This window comes from Sodaliphilus pleomorphus (genome assembly GCF_009676955.1).
GTDB classification, from domain to species: domain Bacteria; phylum Bacteroidota; class Bacteroidia; order Bacteroidales; family Muribaculaceae; genus Sodaliphilus; species Sodaliphilus pleomorphus.
The window spans coordinates 1,345,908-1,359,834 of record NZ_CP045696.1 but is presented as its reverse complement, the minus strand read 5'-3'; the positions used below and the strand labels follow the sequence as shown (position 1 = coordinate 1,359,834).

The 13,927-nt window shown below is 56.3% G+C and carries 14 protein-coding genes and 1 tRNA gene; 3 read left to right on the top strand and 12 right to left on the bottom strand.

Going from position 1 to position 13,927, the window contains the following annotated elements; translation table 11 throughout:
- Positions 1 to 9: 9 nt before the first annotated feature.
- The 10 genes from GF423_RS05545 to GF423_RS05500 all read right to left on the bottom strand — a co-directional run bounded on the left by GF423_RS05545 (position 10) and on the right by GF423_RS05500 (position 9,323).
- Entirely contained in the window at positions 10 to 1,395 is a 1,386-nt protein-coding gene (locus tag GF423_RS05545) for a portal protein (RefSeq protein WP_154327415.1), read from the bottom strand.
- Between the two features lie 26 nt (positions 1,396 to 1,421).
- The gene (locus GF423_RS05540) at positions 1,422 to 1,823 is read right to left on the bottom strand and encodes a D-Ala-D-Ala carboxypeptidase family metallohydrolase (protein WP_154327414.1); all 402 of its coding nucleotides are present in this window, start codon (positions 1,821 to 1,823) and stop codon (positions 1,422 to 1,424) included.
- Positions 1,824 to 2,051: 228 nt separating this feature from the next.
- Complete coding sequence (locus GF423_RS05535; RefSeq protein WP_154327413.1) at positions 2,052 to 2,276, bottom strand: DUF2795 domain-containing protein; 225 nt, start codon at positions 2,274 to 2,276, stop codon at positions 2,052 to 2,054.
- 231 nt (positions 2,277 to 2,507) lie between these two features.
- Positions 2,508 to 3,062: a cob(I)yrinic acid a,c-diamide adenosyltransferase gene (locus GF423_RS05530; RefSeq protein ID WP_154327412.1), complete on the bottom strand. Its 555-nt coding sequence runs from the start codon at positions 3,060 to 3,062 to the stop codon at positions 2,508 to 2,510.
- Complete coding sequence (locus tag GF423_RS05525) at positions 3,052 to 3,606, bottom strand: LOG family protein (protein ID WP_154327411.1); 555 nt, start codon at positions 3,604 to 3,606, stop codon at positions 3,052 to 3,054. Before GF423_RS05525 ends, GF423_RS05530 begins: the two co-directional genes overlap by 11 nt.
- A gap of 70 nt (positions 3,607 to 3,676) precedes the next feature.
- On the bottom strand, positions 3,677 to 4,435 hold the full coding sequence (locus GF423_RS05520) for a biotin--[acetyl-CoA-carboxylase] ligase (RefSeq protein WP_154327410.1): 759 nt from the start codon (positions 4,433 to 4,435) through the stop codon (positions 3,677 to 3,679).
- The gene (tsaE, locus tag GF423_RS05515) at positions 4,428 to 4,877 is read right to left on the bottom strand and encodes a tRNA (adenosine(37)-N6)-threonylcarbamoyltransferase complex ATPase subunit type 1 TsaE (protein ID WP_206113426.1); all 450 of its coding nucleotides are present in this window, start codon (positions 4,875 to 4,877) and stop codon (positions 4,428 to 4,430) included. Before tsaE ends, GF423_RS05520 begins: the two co-directional genes overlap by 8 nt.
- A gap of 411 nt (positions 4,878 to 5,288) precedes the next feature.
- Positions 5,289 to 6,254, bottom strand: a complete 966-nt coding sequence (locus GF423_RS05510) for a glycosyltransferase family 2 protein (RefSeq protein WP_206113396.1) — start codon at positions 6,252 to 6,254, stop codon at positions 5,289 to 5,291.
- Positions 6,255 to 6,462: 208 nt separating this feature from the next.
- Positions 6,463 to 8,904 (bottom strand): sodium-translocating pyrophosphatase, encoded by a 2,442-nt coding sequence (locus GF423_RS05505; protein ID WP_154327407.1) that lies wholly within the window; start codon positions 8,902 to 8,904, stop codon positions 6,463 to 6,465.
- 345 nt (positions 8,905 to 9,249) lie between these two features.
- Positions 9,250 to 9,323, bottom strand: a tRNA-Asp gene (locus GF423_RS05500).
- Between the two features lie 493 nt (positions 9,324 to 9,816).
- On the opposite strand from GF423_RS05500, the gene GF423_RS05495 reads away from it, so the two are divergent.
- The 3 genes from GF423_RS05495 (at position 9,817) to GF423_RS05485 (ending at position 11,934) form a co-directional block, all read left to right on the top strand.
- Positions 9,817 to 10,299: a Dps family protein gene (locus tag GF423_RS05495; protein WP_154327406.1), complete on the top strand. Its 483-nt coding sequence runs from the start codon at positions 9,817 to 9,819 to the stop codon at positions 10,297 to 10,299.
- Between the two features lie 331 nt (positions 10,300 to 10,630).
- The gene (locus tag GF423_RS05490; RefSeq protein ID WP_154327405.1) at positions 10,631 to 11,110 is read left to right on the top strand and encodes a Dps family protein; all 480 of its coding nucleotides are present in this window, start codon (positions 10,631 to 10,633) and stop codon (positions 11,108 to 11,110) included.
- Between the two features lie 341 nt (positions 11,111 to 11,451).
- Positions 11,452 to 11,934, top strand: coding sequence for a Dps family protein (locus GF423_RS05485; protein WP_154327404.1), 483 nt, complete (start codon positions 11,452 to 11,454; stop codon positions 11,932 to 11,934).
- A 78-nt stretch (positions 11,935 to 12,012) separates the two neighbouring features.
- Here GF423_RS05485 and GF423_RS05480 read toward each other — a convergent pair whose 3' ends face one another.
- Together GF423_RS05480 and GF423_RS05475 are read right to left on the bottom strand one after the other, a co-directional pair.
- Complete coding sequence (locus GF423_RS05480; protein WP_154327403.1) at positions 12,013 to 12,918, bottom strand: hydrogen peroxide-inducible genes activator; 906 nt, start codon at positions 12,916 to 12,918, stop codon at positions 12,013 to 12,015.
- 79 nt (positions 12,919 to 12,997) lie between these two features.
- Positions 12,998 to 13,528 carry a hypothetical protein gene (locus GF423_RS05475; protein WP_154327402.1) on the bottom strand — a complete coding sequence of 177 codons (531 nt, stop codon included), beginning with the start codon at positions 13,526 to 13,528 and terminating at the stop codon, positions 12,998 to 13,000.
- Positions 13,529 to 13,927: the final 399 nt, after the last annotated feature.

The window sequence follows — 13,927 nt, the reverse complement described above, 5'->3', positions numbered from 1 at the left end:
TCTTGCCTGTCACAACCGGGCGAGCTTGGCCTGGCGGCTCTGGCGGAAGGCGTTGAATGTGTCGAAGATGTCGGCCAGGGCTATGGCGGCATTATCGGCCTGTGTCTGGTAGAGGGTGGAGCTGCCTCGTGTGTCCACGTTCTGGCCGCGCAGTGCCCCCGATACGCCCGATATGTGCTCGAGCATCTTGAGTTGCAGCTCGATCATGGGGTAGGCCCCGAAGTTGGTATTGTTGGCCGAGATTTGCTCGGGTTTGGCCTCGCCCAGCTGCGGGTTATAGGGCAACACGCCGTCGCAGCTGCGCCACACCTGCCGCACCTGGCTCCAGGTGAAGCCGTCGGGCATGGCGTTCTCGGGATAGAGCAGCACACCCTTGGCGCTGGAGTTCATCACGTGGTCGACCATTGTCACCAAGCGGTTCACGAGCTTCTGCTGGTCGATCATGTCCTCGATGAAGCTGTGTATCTCGCCATCGGTGAGCGGGTAGAAACGCATCACATAGGGGTGGCTGCCGTGGCGGTAGGGCGAGTCGTACTCGGCCAGCAGGTCGCCCATGGGCGAGAACCAGCGGCAGTGCCAGGTGGTGGCGATGTCCCAGTTCACGCTCATGTCGGGGTTGCTCTTCAACTTCTTGAGCTGGCCGAGCGGGGCCACAAATACCTGCGAGGTGGCGCGGTTGTGGCACGTGAGCACCTCGTGGCTCTCGAGTGTCCACACCTCGATGGCGCGGCACTTGCCGGTGGGGCAGTACCAGAAGTGGGTGCCGCTCTGCGAGTCGGCCCCCAGGGCGGTGACCAGGCTGGCGGTGCGCGCCTCCACATCCTCGCTGTAGAGGCGTCTCACCCAGGCCGCCTTGCGGCGTGAGCCGGCGGCCACCTGCTTGATGAGTGCAGCCACGCTCAGGTCGTGCACTTGGCCCACAATCTCGCAATCACGGGCCAGCGGGTCGGCAATGGTGTTGATAAAGAAGCGGTTCACGTTCACGTTGCTCACCTGCGTGTGCTTCTCGAGCAGGTCGTGCACCAGGTCGACGCGTTGCAGGCACACGCCCGAGATGAGAAACTCCTCGAGCAGGCGGGCGTCGAGCTCGTCGAGCTCGGCGGTGCCGGCTGGCTTGCCGCCCCCTTGTTGCGTGGACTTGTCGAGATACTGCGAGCGAAAGCGCCCCACGATGCTCTTTACCAGTTGCCGCAGCACGTTGTTGGTGATGGGTGGGTGCCCCTCCTTGTTGTAGCGGTCCCAGTCGCTGATGCGGCGGCCGCTGGAGTCGAGCGACGTGTCGCCCCACTGGTCGCCATAGGTGAATCGCTTGTTGCGCTCGCGGCGCGTGCGCAGGTGGCTTGCGGCGTTCCAGGCCGCAAAGGCTGCATGCAGTATTGCAGTGTTGTTGTTCATGATGGTGGTGATGAAGATGTGTGTTTTTAGTTGTCGATCGAGAAATAGCTGCGGCGGTTGCGTGGCCCGTAGGACACGTGCAGCCACTGGTGGCCGTACTCGTCGATGGCCTGGTCAACGGGCAGGCGCAGCTGTTGCAGTAGCTTGTAGAGGCGGGCGTTGTCGCGCGGGCTGCCGGCAACGATGTCGGCAGCCTGCCCCAGCAGGTGCTGGCTGCCGGGCACACCGCCCACGGCCTTGTTGAGCTGCGGGCAGCGGTAGCCGCTTGTGACTGCGATGGGTCGCCCCCAGGCCTGGCGCAGGGGGTCGAGCACGTGCTCGACCAGGAGCTTGAGGCAGGCTGTCGCTTCGGTAGTGGGGGTGTTGTCGATGCCCAGGCGGGTGGCAGTGCGCGAGCGGGTGAGCTCGTCGAGTGTGAAATACTTCATGGCTTTTTGGCTTTTGTTCATGTGTGAGGGTAGTGTGTTTTTCTTGCTGCAAAGGTAGCTACGGGATGCGGCCTCGGTGTAGGAGAAAATGTGGCGCCCGGCCGCTTGTGGAGTGGAAAAAAGAAATGGGGAAGCTGTGCCTGTGCGGCGGCAGCAATCCCCATCTTATGTGTGCCTTGCTTGAAAGTCTCTTATGTAGGCGTGCAAGTGTTGCCGCGCGTGGCGGGCTCAATACTCGTCCTCGTTGAAGAAGAAATCATCGTCGTTGGTAGGATAGTCGGGCCATATGTCTTCGATCGACTCGTAGGTCTCACCCTCGTCTTCAATTTCCTGAAGGTTCTCGATCACCTCCATGGGCGCTCCGCTGCGCATAGCATAGTCTATGAGTTCGTCCTTGGTAGCAGGCCAGGGCGCGTCTTCAAGCTTGGTTGCTAATTCAAGTGTCCAATACATAGTGTTTTCCTCCGTCGTAAAATAAAAAATACGTTTTCTGAAATTTTCGGCAAAAATAATACTATATTTTAAAACCAGGGCATGTTTGCGCCCACAAATTGCGTCGTTTGGCCACTTCTCACTGTTAAATCTTGCAAAACGGCTGCTTTCGGTCTCAAGCAGCAGGGGCGGGCCTGAATGTGAGATTCAGGCCCGCCCCCTTCAGGTTGCGCAGTCTCGCTTGTCGAGATGCTATGCGTTCTTGTCCCAGTAGAGTTCCTCGATTTGCTCGTTGATGTTGTTGAAGCGGGCAAACACAAAGAAGAAGTCGCTCAGGCGGTTGAGGTAGCGCAACACCAGCGGGTCGACGTAGACTTGCTTGGCGAGCGTGACCACGCGGCGCTCGGCCCGGCGGGTCACGGTGCGGCATATGTCGCAGCGGGTTGCGGTGAGACTGCCGCCCGGCAGCACAAAGCCGTGCAGGGGAGGCAGCTGGACGTCGATCTCGTCGATGCGGGCCTCGAGTTCTTTCACGTCGTCGTCGGCAAGGCCAGGCACAGGCGCCTTGCCATCGCTCGGGGTGGCCAGGTAGGCACCTATGTTGAAGAGCTTGTTCTGAATCTTGTGGATGATGTCGACTTGCCATTGCTGCAGCTTGCTCACATGGGCCAGCCGGCCTATGTTGGCATTGAGCTCATCGATGGTTCCGTAGGCTTCGACGCGCACGTCGTCCTTGTCGACACGCTGGCCGCCTATGAGGCTGGTCGTGCCGTTGTCGCCGGTGAGGGTGTAGATTTTACTTTTCATAGTCATTACTTACTTTTTCGAGTTGAACATTCATTTCTTCAATATTGTCGACGGCAATCGACATGTCGATGTGCTTACCGCGGGCAAATACCGAGTGTGCCGTTGCCTCGAGTTGTGCCAGCTGGTGGTCGTAGATGCCGTCGATGTTGACCACGACAATGCTACGGCGGTCGCCGTCGTTGACGATGAGCTGCGAGAGCGTGCTTATCCACTCGTCGATGGTGCCCAGGCCGCCGGGCAGCACCACAAAGAGGTCGGCATTGTCCATCATGATGGTCTTGCGGTCGCCCAGGTCGTGGCAATTGATCACGCGGTCTACAAGGGGGTCGGTGCGCTCGACGAAGCGCGCCGGCACCACGCCCAGCAGCTTGCCTCCGCTCTCGTGGGCGGCTTGGGCCACGGTGTGCATCAGGCCGCTTTTCACACCGCCGTACACCATCGTGTAGCCATGGCTGCCTATCCACTGGCCCAGGGCTGTGGCAGCGTTTTCATATTGGGGCGCAAGATGATCGCGCGACGAGCAGTATACTGCAATTCTCATCATTGTGTGCTGTTTTATTATATACTTTTTGATTTTTTTGTCTTTTCACTCATGCCCAGGACCGCGGCCAGGATCAAAGCGTGGCTTGGCCCACCACGTGTTTCACCTGCTTGAAGGCGTAGCTGGCTTGGGTGCCGTCGGGGCGCTGCAGGGTGAACATGCCGTCGGGGGCAACGCCGGCAATGCTGGCCTGGAACCGAGAGCCGTCGGGCAGCTCCCAGGTGTGGAGCTGGCCGTCGTTGCGGTACAGCCTGTCGAGGTAACGCCGGTGCAAGGCGTCGAGCTGGGCCTGGGTGGCATGTGCAAGCATGCTGCACTCGGCCTCGATGCGCTCGCACACCTTGTGCAGCAGTGCCTCGAGGTCGTAGTCGCGGCCCGTCACGTTCTTGAGCGACACGGGATTGGGGGCGTCGCTCAAAAAGCGCTCTTGGTTGATGTTGATGCCCACACCAGGTATCGAGTACTCGATACCGCCGTCGGCGTCCAGCGAGTTCTCGATGAGCATGCCGCACATCTTGCGGTCGGCCCAGTACACGTCGTTGGGCCACTTGATGCTGATGCCCTCGGTGTAATGGCTCAGCATCTCGGCCACGGCCAGCGACACGGCCTCGCTCATGTAGAACTGGCGCTTGGCTTCAATGCCGGGGTGCTTGAGCAGCATCGAGAAGGTGAGGTTCTTGCCGTCTTCACTCTCCCAGCTGTTGCCTTTCTGGCCGCGCCCGGCCGTCTGCCGGTAGGTGTAGATGACTGTGCCCGAGGGCAGCAGCGCCGCCATGCGCTTGAGGTAGGTGTTGGTCGACTTGGTCTCGGCAAGCTTGATGTATTTAGGCATGCGTGCCCTCCTCCTCGGGCAGGGTCATCTTGAGCGTGCGGCTGTCGTCGGCCTCGTTCACGACGATGTCGACACGCACGGTGTCGTCGGGGAGCAGCCCCTCGATGCGCTCGGGCCACTCGATGAGGCATAGGGCGCCGCTGTCGAAGTAGTCCTCGGCCCCTATGTCCTCGGCCTCTTCCTCTTTCTCGAGGCGGTAGCAGTCGAAGTGGTAGATGAGCTCGGCCGTGGTGTCGCTGCGATACTCGTTGATGATGGCAAACGAGGGGCTGCCCGTGGCGTCGCTCTCCACGCCCAGCTCCTTGCACAAGGCGTTGATGAAGGTGGTCTTGCCGGCGCCCATCGCTCCGTAGAAGGCATACACCGTGTAGTCGCCCATGTGGCTCATAAACTGCCGGGCGGCTTCGGGAAGTGTCTCAAGATTGGGTATCGAAATTTCTATTGTATTCATAAAACTTATATAGTTTATAGTATAAAAACGTCGTTGCCGTGTTGCTGTGGCCTGCGCTGCTTCACGGCGGCAAAGATAATAAAAAAAAGCGAGAGTTTTTCATCCTTTTTTGCTGCAACTGTGTTGCAAGCGCAATCGGCTATAAAAAAGGGGCCAAATCACTTCGGCCCCTTTTGATGTGTTTTTCGGTCTTAAATGAGGATTCTGGACAATACTTAACAATTTGGAATAATATGTATAGAAATAAACAAGCCTAAAACAATCTTAAATGAAAAACTTCGTTTGTCTTCTTTGCTGCACACAAAATAATGAAATAATTGCGACAATTCAAAATCTATTCTACTAATTGACTAATTTTGTCGACAAATGTCCTTTCAGGGCTGTGCATTTCGCTCAGTGTTGCTACTTGCCGTTGATGGCCCTGATGAGTGCTGCCTGCCCCATGTAGGAGATGAGAATGGCGGCTTTGTTGCGGGCCCGCACGTGCACGTCGCGCAGGCAGCTGTCGCGCAGGCGCACGATGTTGCTCCAGCTGCGGTAGGACAGGTCGAGATACCTTGGGTCGCAAGGCGGCATGAGGCGCAGCATGTTGAAGCTGGCGCTGAGCAGGCGGCTTCTCACTGCCGGCAGGTAGCGCGGGGCCTCGAGGCTCACGCGCTTCTCCAAGCCCTCCAGAATGTCGAGCACCTGGCCCCGTTTGGGCGAGAAGGTGCCTGTGATGCTGTCGCTGCGGCGGCGGTAGTAGTAGAGCGTGTCGCTGACTCTCACTACCTTGCCGGTCTTGAGCAGCAGGTCGAAGGCTATGGCCAGGTCCTCGTAGAGCATGCCCTTGGGGTAGCGTGTGCCCTCAAAGAGGCTACGCTTGTAGAGGCGCCCCCAGGCCGAGTGGGTGAGCCCTTGCTGGTAGAACACGGCCTTGATGGCCTCGTCCTGGCTATACGGCTTGTAGACGGGCGGCTCGGGCAGCGGCGCGGTCTTGGGGGCGTTGCCCTGTGCGAAGTCGACCCACTGGCACACGGCGATGTCGGCCTGGGTGGCCGTGAGGGCCTTGTAGAGGTGCTCGACATAGCTGGTGTGCACATAGTCGTCGCTGTCGATGCAGGTGATGTAGTCGCCCCGGGCCACGTCGAGTGCCGCGTTGCGGGCGTCGCTCAAGCCGCCGTTGGGCTTGTGCACCACTTTGATGCGCTCGTCCATGAGCGCCCACTCATCGGCAATGCTGCCGCTCTTGTCGGTGCTGCCGTCGTCCACCACCAGTATCTCAAGGCGGGTGTAGGTTTGCTCCACAATGCTCTTGAGGCATTGCGGCAGGTAGCCCGCAACGTTGTAAACCGGGACGATGACAGTGACGAGTGGTGCAGTGTTCATTTTTTTTACTTGATTGAAAAGTTGCGGTGCAAATGTAGCCATTTTCTTCTTAATGCACAGGTAAAAAGTGTGACTGTCGTGTGCCGGAAATGGGAACTTGCAGCAATGCAGCTCACAATTAGAACTGCCGGGCCGGTCGGCACAGTGCGACTCGCCCGGCAGTTGTAACTATGGTTGCATCAACCCCTGCTTGGGCCAATGCACGCGATTAATCCTTGTTGTGGTCTTTGGACATCATCTTGTAGAACGACCGGTACACAAAGTAGAGGCCTATGAGCACAAAGGCGATGCCAAAGTAGGGCGCCACGTCGCGGAAGCTGTCGCTGATGGCGATCTCCATGGCCAGCACGCCAAAGAGCGTGGTGAACTTGATGATGGGGTTCAGGGCCACCGAGCTCGTGTCCTTGTAGGGGTCGCCCACGGTGTCGCCCACCACGGTGGCGTCGTGCAGCGGGGTGCCCTTGGCCTCGAGGTCGACCTCGACGATCTTCTTGGCATTGTCCCAGGCACCGCCTGCATCGGCCATAAACACGGCTTGGAACAAGCCGAACACGGCTATCGACACCAGGTAGCTGATGAAGAGGCACGTGGCGTTGGGGCCGCCTATGATGCTCTCGGGCGACGACAGGCATGCAAAGCCCAGGGCGAAGCAGAATATAGAGATGAAGATGTTGATCATTCCCTTTTGGGCATACTCGGTGCATATCTTCACCACCTCTTGCGACTTGCTGATGTCGGCCTTCTTGGGCGCATTGGCATCGAGCTTGATGTTGTCTTTGATGAAGGCCACGGCGCGGTTGGCGCCGGTGGTCACTGCCTGCATCGAGCTGCCGGTGAACCAGTACACCACGCAGCCGCCCAGGATGAAGCCCAGTATGGCATAGGGGTTGAGGAGGTTGAGCACCTCCTTGGCCGAGTCGATGTTGTAGCTGGCCTGCAGCGTCTGCTGTATCATGAGGATGAGCGAGAATATCATGGTGGTGGCGCCTGCCACAGCGGTGCCTATGAGCACAGGCTTGGCCGTGGCCTTGAAGGTGTTGCCGGCCCCGTCGTTGGCCTCGAGATAGTGCTTGGCCTTCTCCCAGTCGGGCTTGAAGCCGAACTCTTGCTCAATCTCGGCCTCGGCCTTGGTCTTGTCGTCCTCGATGAGCGAGAGCTCGTAGACCGACTGTGCATTGTCGGTCACCGGGCCGTAGCTGTCGACGGCGATGGTCACCGGGCCCATGCCCAGCATGCCGAAGGCTACCAGGCCGAATGCAAAGATGGCACTGTAGCTGCCATAGTCGCCAAAGAGCTCCTTGAGGTCGAATTGCAGTGCAAAGAGGTAGGCCACGAGCATGAGCAGGAAGAACATGAAACCCGTCCAGAAGCTGCCGAAGTTGCCCGACACGAGCCCCGACAGGATGTTGAGCGAGGCTCCGCCCTGGCGCGAGGTGTTGACCACTTCTTTCACGTGCGATGCCGTGGGCGAGGTGTAGAGCTTGGTGACCTCGGGGATGAGCGCTGCACCCAGCGTGCCGCAGCTTATCACACACGACAGCCCCAGCCAGTAGTAGCCGCCCATGCCCTTGATGCAGAAGTAGCTGGCAACGAAGGTGGCCACAATCGAGAGTATCGAGGTGATCCACACCAGGCAGGTGAGGGGCTTCTCAAAGTCCATGTCGTCGGCATGGTTGTATTTTGCCTTGGAGATGGCGTTGTTCACATAGTAGGCGATCACCGAGGTGAGCACGCCCAGGATGCGCATCACAAATATCCACACCAGCATCTGCACCTGCACGGCAGGGTCCTTGATGGCCAACAGGATAAACGACACCAGGGCCACGCCGGTCACGCCGTAGGTCTCAAAGCCGTCGGCGGTGGGGCCTATGCTGTCGCCGGCGTTGTCGCCCGTGCAGTCGGCTATCACGCCAGGGTTGCGCGGGTCGTCCTCGCCTATCTTGAACACCACCTTCATCAGGTCGCTGCCTATGTCGGCAATCTTGGTGAAGATGCCGCCGGCGATGCGCAGGGCGCTTGCACCCAGCGACTCGCCTATGGCAAAGCCTATGAAGCAGCTGCCTGCCAGGTCGCCCGGCACAAAGAGCAGGATGGCGAGCATGAGCACCAGCTCAACGCAGATGAGCACCACGCCTATGCTCATGCCGGCCGTGAGCGGGATGTTGAGCAGGGCCAGCGGCTTGCGGCGCAGCGAGGCAAATGCCATGCGGGCGTTGGCATAGGTGTTCATGCGCACACCATACCACGCCACGGCATAGCTGCCCAGCACGCCCACAACGGTCCAGCCCAGTATCACGAGCACGTTGCCCAGGGGCATGTTGTCGAGTACCTTGAAGTAGAGCAGCACTGCCAGCCCGATGAACAAGAACAGCACAGCCAGAAACTTGCCCTGCTGCTTGAGATAGGTGGAGCATGTCTTGAAGATAACGTTGCCTATCTCAAGCATCGACTTGTGGGCGCCGAGCTTGCGTACTTTCATGAACTGGTAGCAACCAAATAGCATGCCCAGCACGACAACGAGGAATCCCCAGTACAGAATTTGGGTGTGGGGATCGCTGCCGAAGTTCTCGGGCATTTTCAGGTCGGCTTCGCTCGCCCATAGGGAGGCGGGAAGCGCGAGTGAGAGTAAAATAGAGATAATTTTTCTCATTTTGAATTAATTATAAAAAGGTTATATAGTTAAAGATGTGTTGGTTTATTCTTGCTCTTTCTGTAAAAAGTGCCTAAAGGTAGTGCTTTTACCTTAAAAATGCAAACGATGGGCTTTAAAATGTGAAATTTTGTTGATTTTCTTTTTGAAATACTGCTTGTGTGCTTTTGTTGCCATTGTGCCTTGTTGTGGCTTTCGAAACGAAACGTTTGCACTTGCGTTAGTGCAATTGCCGGTTTTCAGCCGCTGCGCTTTTGGTAAACCGGCAGCGGCATGCAAGCAAAAAAAGAATGAGCAACCAGCTCTTTAAAGAACTTGGTCGCTCATCTCCTCTCTCCACTTTTGCGGTGCGTACCGGACTCGAACCGGTGACCTCCTGCGTGACAGGCAGGCATTCTAACCAGCTGAACTAACGCACCATCAAGTAGCTTTGCAATCGATGTCGCCTCAATTGCGAGTGCAAAGATAGCAAATAAATCTTTTCCTGCCAATACTTCGGTGCAATTATCCCTCAATTTTTTTTGTGGCCAGGTAGAATGGGCTGTGCCATGACTGGCCTGAGGGCACTGTTGCCAGCAACGTCACGCGCAACAGGCCGTTGTGCTGCGACAAGTAGGAAACGGTTACTTTTTTGCGTGTGTTATCGCATAAAAATATTCAGGTGACTGCAATTTTCTTTTACATTTAATATGATTGTAGAGCCGATGTGGCAAAAAAAATTTTTTTTTGAAATGATTTTGAACCCTGATTTATGGATATAAAATATTGATAAACAGTAATTTGCTTGCAATGATAGGTTTCTTCTATTGTGCCATAGGGCACGTCTGTTGCGGGAGGGCGACGGGCATGCTACTTTTGCAACAGAGAAATCAAAACAGAATATTAACTAACAAAAAAATAAGGATTTAAATTATGAAAACTATAGAAGTAACTGGAATGAATGCAAACAATGTGAGTAAGGTAGTGAGCGGCCTGTCGATGCTTCTGGCCAACCTGCAAGTGCACTATACCAACCTGCGCAACCTGCACTGGAATGTAAAAGGCAAGGGCTTCTTTGTGCTGCACGAGAAATATGAGGAGCTTTACAACGACGTGGCAGGCAAGATCGACGAGGTGGCCGAGCGCATGCTGCAACTCGACGCCACTCCCGAGCACCGCTTCTCGGTCTACCTCAAGCAGGCACAAGTGGCCGAGATCGACGTCGTGTCGTGCGGCAAGCAGGGCTTGGGCTATGTGATCGACGTGCTCAAGGTGCTCATCGCTCAGGAGCGCGAAATCCTGTCGAGCGCCTCTCAGGCTGGCGACGAGGTCACGGTGTCGATGATGAGCGACTACCTCAAGGAGCAGGAGAAGCTGGCCTGGATGCTGGCCGCCTTGAGCGCAGAGCAGAAGTAATCTATTAGAAACCCTTACACAAGAAGTGTATAGAATGAGCAATGCACAGCCCGCTTCGGCGCTGTGCATTGTCTCTTTTGGGGGAGGGAGCTATTTGGCAAGCAGCAGGAGCGCCACGGGGATGAAGGTTACAGCCTTGCCGTTTTTTTTGAAATGATCGTGGATTGTGATTTTACTTATAATGTATTGTGTGATAACTGGTTGTGTGTGGTTATAGATTTTGTCTACCAGGCGATAGACTGTGGCTGTTGTGAGGGGGAGCGGGGCATGCTACTTTTGCAACAGAGAAATCAAAACAGAATATTAACTAACAAAAAAATAAATAGAAATTATGAAGACTTTAGAGATAACTGGAATGAATGCAAACAATGTGAGTAAGGTAGTGAGCGGCCTGTCGATGCTTCTGGCCAACCTGCAAGTGCACTATACCAACCTGCGCAACCTGCACTGGAATGTAAAAGGCAAGGGCTTCTTTGTGCTGCACGAGAAATATGAGGAGCTTTACAACGACGTGGCAGGCAAGATCGACGAGGTGGCCGAGCGCATGCTGCAACTCGACGCCACTCCCGAGCACCGCTTCTCGGTCTACCTCAAGCAGGCACAAGTGGCCGAGATCGACGTCGTGTCGTGCGGCAAGCAGGGCTTGAGCTATGTGATCGACGTGCTCAAGGTGCTCATCGCTCAGGAGCGCGAAATCCTGTCGAGCGCCTCTCAGGTTGGCGACGAGGTCACGGTGTCGATGATGAGCGACTACCTCAAGGAGCAGGAGAAGCTGGCCTGGATGCTGACAGCTTGGAGCACGCAACAGTAGCACCACCATTGAGCTATTGTAAACCTGATATCAAGTGTATATAGTGAGCAATGCACAGGCCGCTTCGGCGCTGTGCATTGTCTCTTTTGGAGGAGGGAGCTATTTGGCAAGCAGCAGGAGCGCCACGGGGATGAAGGTTACAGCCTTGCCGTTTTTTTTGAAATGATCGTGGATTGTGACTTTGCTTATAATGTATTGTGTGATAACTGGTTGTGTGTGGTTATAGATTTTGTCTACCAGGCGATAGACTGTGGCTGTTGTGAGGGGGAGCGGGGCATGCTACTTTTGCAACAGAGAAATCAAAACAGAATATTAACTAACAAAAAATAAGGATTTAAATTATGAAAACTATAGAAGTAACTGGAATGAATGCAAACAATGTGAGTAAGGTAGTGAGCGGCCTGTCGATGCTTCTGGCCAACCTGCAAGTGCACTATACCAACCTGCGCAACCTGCACTGGAATGTAAAAGGCAAGGGCTTCTTTGTGCTGCACGAGAAATATGAGGAGCTCTACAACGACGTGGCAGGCAAGATCGACGAGGTGGCCGAGCGCATGCTGCAACTCGACGCCACTCCCGAGCACCGCTTCTCGGTCTACCTCAAGCAGGCACAAGTGGCCGAGATCGACGTCGTGTCGTGCGGCAAGCAGGGCTTGAGCTATGTGATCGACGTGCTCAAGGTGCTCATCGCTCAGGAGCGCGAAATCCTGTCGAGCGCCTCTCAGGCTGGCGACGAGGTCACGGTGTCGATGATGAGCGACTACCTCAAGGAGCAGGAGAAGCTGGCCTGGATGCTGGCAGCTTGGAGCACGCAACACGAGTAGGCTATTGAAACCCTGATATAAAATGTATATAGTGAGCAATGCACAGGCCGCCCCGGCGCTGTGCATTCTCTTTGTTTTCTACTTGGCAAGCAGCAAGGGCGCCACGCAGCTGCGTATGCGGTCGACGATGATCTTGAGCAGCTTGTGGCGCAGGAAGTGGGGCATCGTTATCATCACGATTTCGCGCCGTGGCTCGGGCATGGCAAAACGGTGCACCAGCGAGCGCTGGTAGTCGTTGAGCTGGGCCAGGGCCAACTCGGGGATGAAGGTCACACCTTTCCCGTTTTCGACAATGCGCATAAAGGTCTCGATGCTGCCCAGCGAGTAGGCTTTCTTACTCTGGGTTGCGGCCTTGAGGCTGCACAGCTTCACGAGCTGGTCGCGGAAGCAGTGGCCCTCGTCGAGCAGCCACAGGTAGGCTCCCGTGAGGTCGGAGGTCTTGATGCGCTCTTTGGCCTCCAGTGGGTCGCCTTGGGCCACATAGGCCATGAATCGCTCGCTGTAGAGCTCGTGGCAGTCGTAGTTGTCGAGGCCGTCGACGCGCGAGGCAATGCCGGCGTCGATCTCGCCCTCGACCAGGGCTTTCTTCATGGTAGCCGTCTTCATCTCCACGATGCGCACGTCCATCTCGGGGTGCGCATTCATGAGCTGGGGGAAGAAGTGCGGGATGAGATAGGGCGCTATGGTGGGCAGCACGCCTATGACAAAGGTGCTGTGCAGCGACTCGGTTTCCTCGTCTACAATTTGGCGCAAGCGCTGTGCCTGGTGCAGCACCTCGCGGGCTTGCGCTATCACGGCCCGGCCGTCGCGGGTCACCACCACGGGCTGCCGGCGGCGGTCGAAGATTTTCAGGCCCAGCTCGGCCTCGAGCTTCTGTATCATTGCACTCAGCGTGGGCTGGGTCACGTCGCACGCAAAGGCGGCCTTGGCAAAGTTGCCATAGCGGTCCAAGGCCACGATATATTCAAGTTGCTGCAGAGTCATGTGTGAAGTTGTTAATCTATAGTAGGTGTTGGGTTGTTTCGTTTTTTTTTTGCCTGCCACCGTTGCCGGCTGTGCTCTGTTATTGTCGTTTCGACTGCGAGGCAGTGATGGTGCCGGCGTCGTCGACATGGTAGGCCACAGTGGTGCCACTGGCCTGGGCGAGGGTAGCGGGCACGTCGGCGCGGGCTGTCGTGGCTGCCTCCACCACGGGCACGGGGTTGCCGTGGAAGCTCGAGCCCGAACCGACATTGGTGACGATGTTGATGCGGGCCGTGGTGCGCAGCGTGTAGCTCTCGCGCGTGAGCTCGCTGCCGGGCTTGGGCGTGAAGGTGATGCTGAAGCCGAAGTCGGCAGGCAGGTCGGCAGTCACCGTGCGGGTCCACGTGTTGCCGTCGAGGCTGGATGCATCGATGGTGAGACTCTGGGTCTTCTCGCCGTCGCTGTATTTTATCGTTACTTGCGAGGCGGCGTCAAGCATGTCGTTTCCCAGGGTGATGCTGTAGCTTGCCTTGCCGTAGCTTGCAGGCTCGCTGGCGTCGTTGCCCACGCAGCCCGTGGCCAGCAACAGCACGGCCAGCACAAGCAGGGGAGTGGATGTGATCTTTCTCATCTTTTTTTTATTTTTTTTTCTTCTTTAGAGACGGGTGCAACTGTCCTGTGGAGTTGCAAATCTGGAAAATACAGCCCACTTTGAAAAAGCAAATCAAATGAAAATCAGGCTTTCATTTTGAGGTTTGGCGTTTGGCGTTTCAAAATCACAATTTTGATTGTAGAGCAGGCCAATGCCAAACAAGAGGTGACCACCACGCAGTCTCATGCTTTTCAATAAATATGGGCTGGAGTTTCGTCGTTTCTTTATCCCATGCGTGACTTTGGACCGATGGCCATCGCACGCTATTACAAAGATAGACAAAACCCTGTGATGTGCAATAGCTGTAGGGCAAGAAAATGTTGCATTGTGCTCGTAAGCAGGAGTTTTTTTGAAACAAAAAAGAAAACCCAACAGCTT

Coding starts and splice junctions, on each gene's coding strand:
- GF423_RS05510 (WP_206113396.1), bottom strand. CDS start 6,254: ATGAACACTGCACCACTCGTCACTGTCATCGTCCCGGTTTACAACGTT.
- GF423_RS05490 (WP_154327405.1), top strand. CDS start 10,631: ATGAAGACTTTAGAGATAACTGGAATGAATGCAAACAATGTGAGTAAG.
- GF423_RS05485 (WP_154327404.1), top strand. CDS start 11,452: ATGAAAACTATAGAAGTAACTGGAATGAATGCAAACAATGTGAGTAAG.
- GF423_RS05480 (WP_154327403.1), bottom strand. CDS start 12,918: ATGACTCTGCAGCAACTTGAATATATCGTGGCCTTGGACCGCTATGGC.
- GF423_RS05535 (WP_154327413.1), bottom strand. CDS start 2,276: ATGTATTGGACACTTGAATTAGCAACCAAGCTTGAAGACGCGCCCTGG.
- GF423_RS05475 (WP_154327402.1), bottom strand. CDS start 13,528: ATGAGAAAGATCACATCCACTCCCCTGCTTGTGCTGGCCGTGCTGTTG.
- GF423_RS05525 (WP_154327411.1), bottom strand. CDS start 3,606: ATGATGAGAATTGCAGTATACTGCTCGTCGCGCGATCATCTTGCGCCC.
- GF423_RS05520 (WP_154327410.1), bottom strand. CDS start 4,435: ATGCCTAAATACATCAAGCTTGCCGAGACCAAGTCGACCAACACCTAC.
- GF423_RS05495 (WP_154327406.1), top strand. CDS start 9,817: ATGAAAACTATAGAAGTAACTGGAATGAATGCAAACAATGTGAGTAAG.
- GF423_RS05530 (WP_154327412.1), bottom strand. CDS start 3,062: ATGAAAAGTAAAATCTACACCCTCACCGGCGACAACGGCACGACCAGC.
- GF423_RS05540 (WP_154327414.1), bottom strand. CDS start 1,823: ATGAAGTATTTCACACTCGACGAGCTCACCCGCTCGCGCACTGCCACC.
- GF423_RS05505 (WP_154327407.1), bottom strand. CDS start 8,904: ATGAGAAAAATTATCTCTATTTTACTCTCACTCGCGCTTCCCGCCTCC.
- GF423_RS05545 (WP_154327415.1), bottom strand. CDS start 1,395: ATGAACAACAACACTGCAATACTGCATGCAGCCTTTGCGGCCTGGAAC.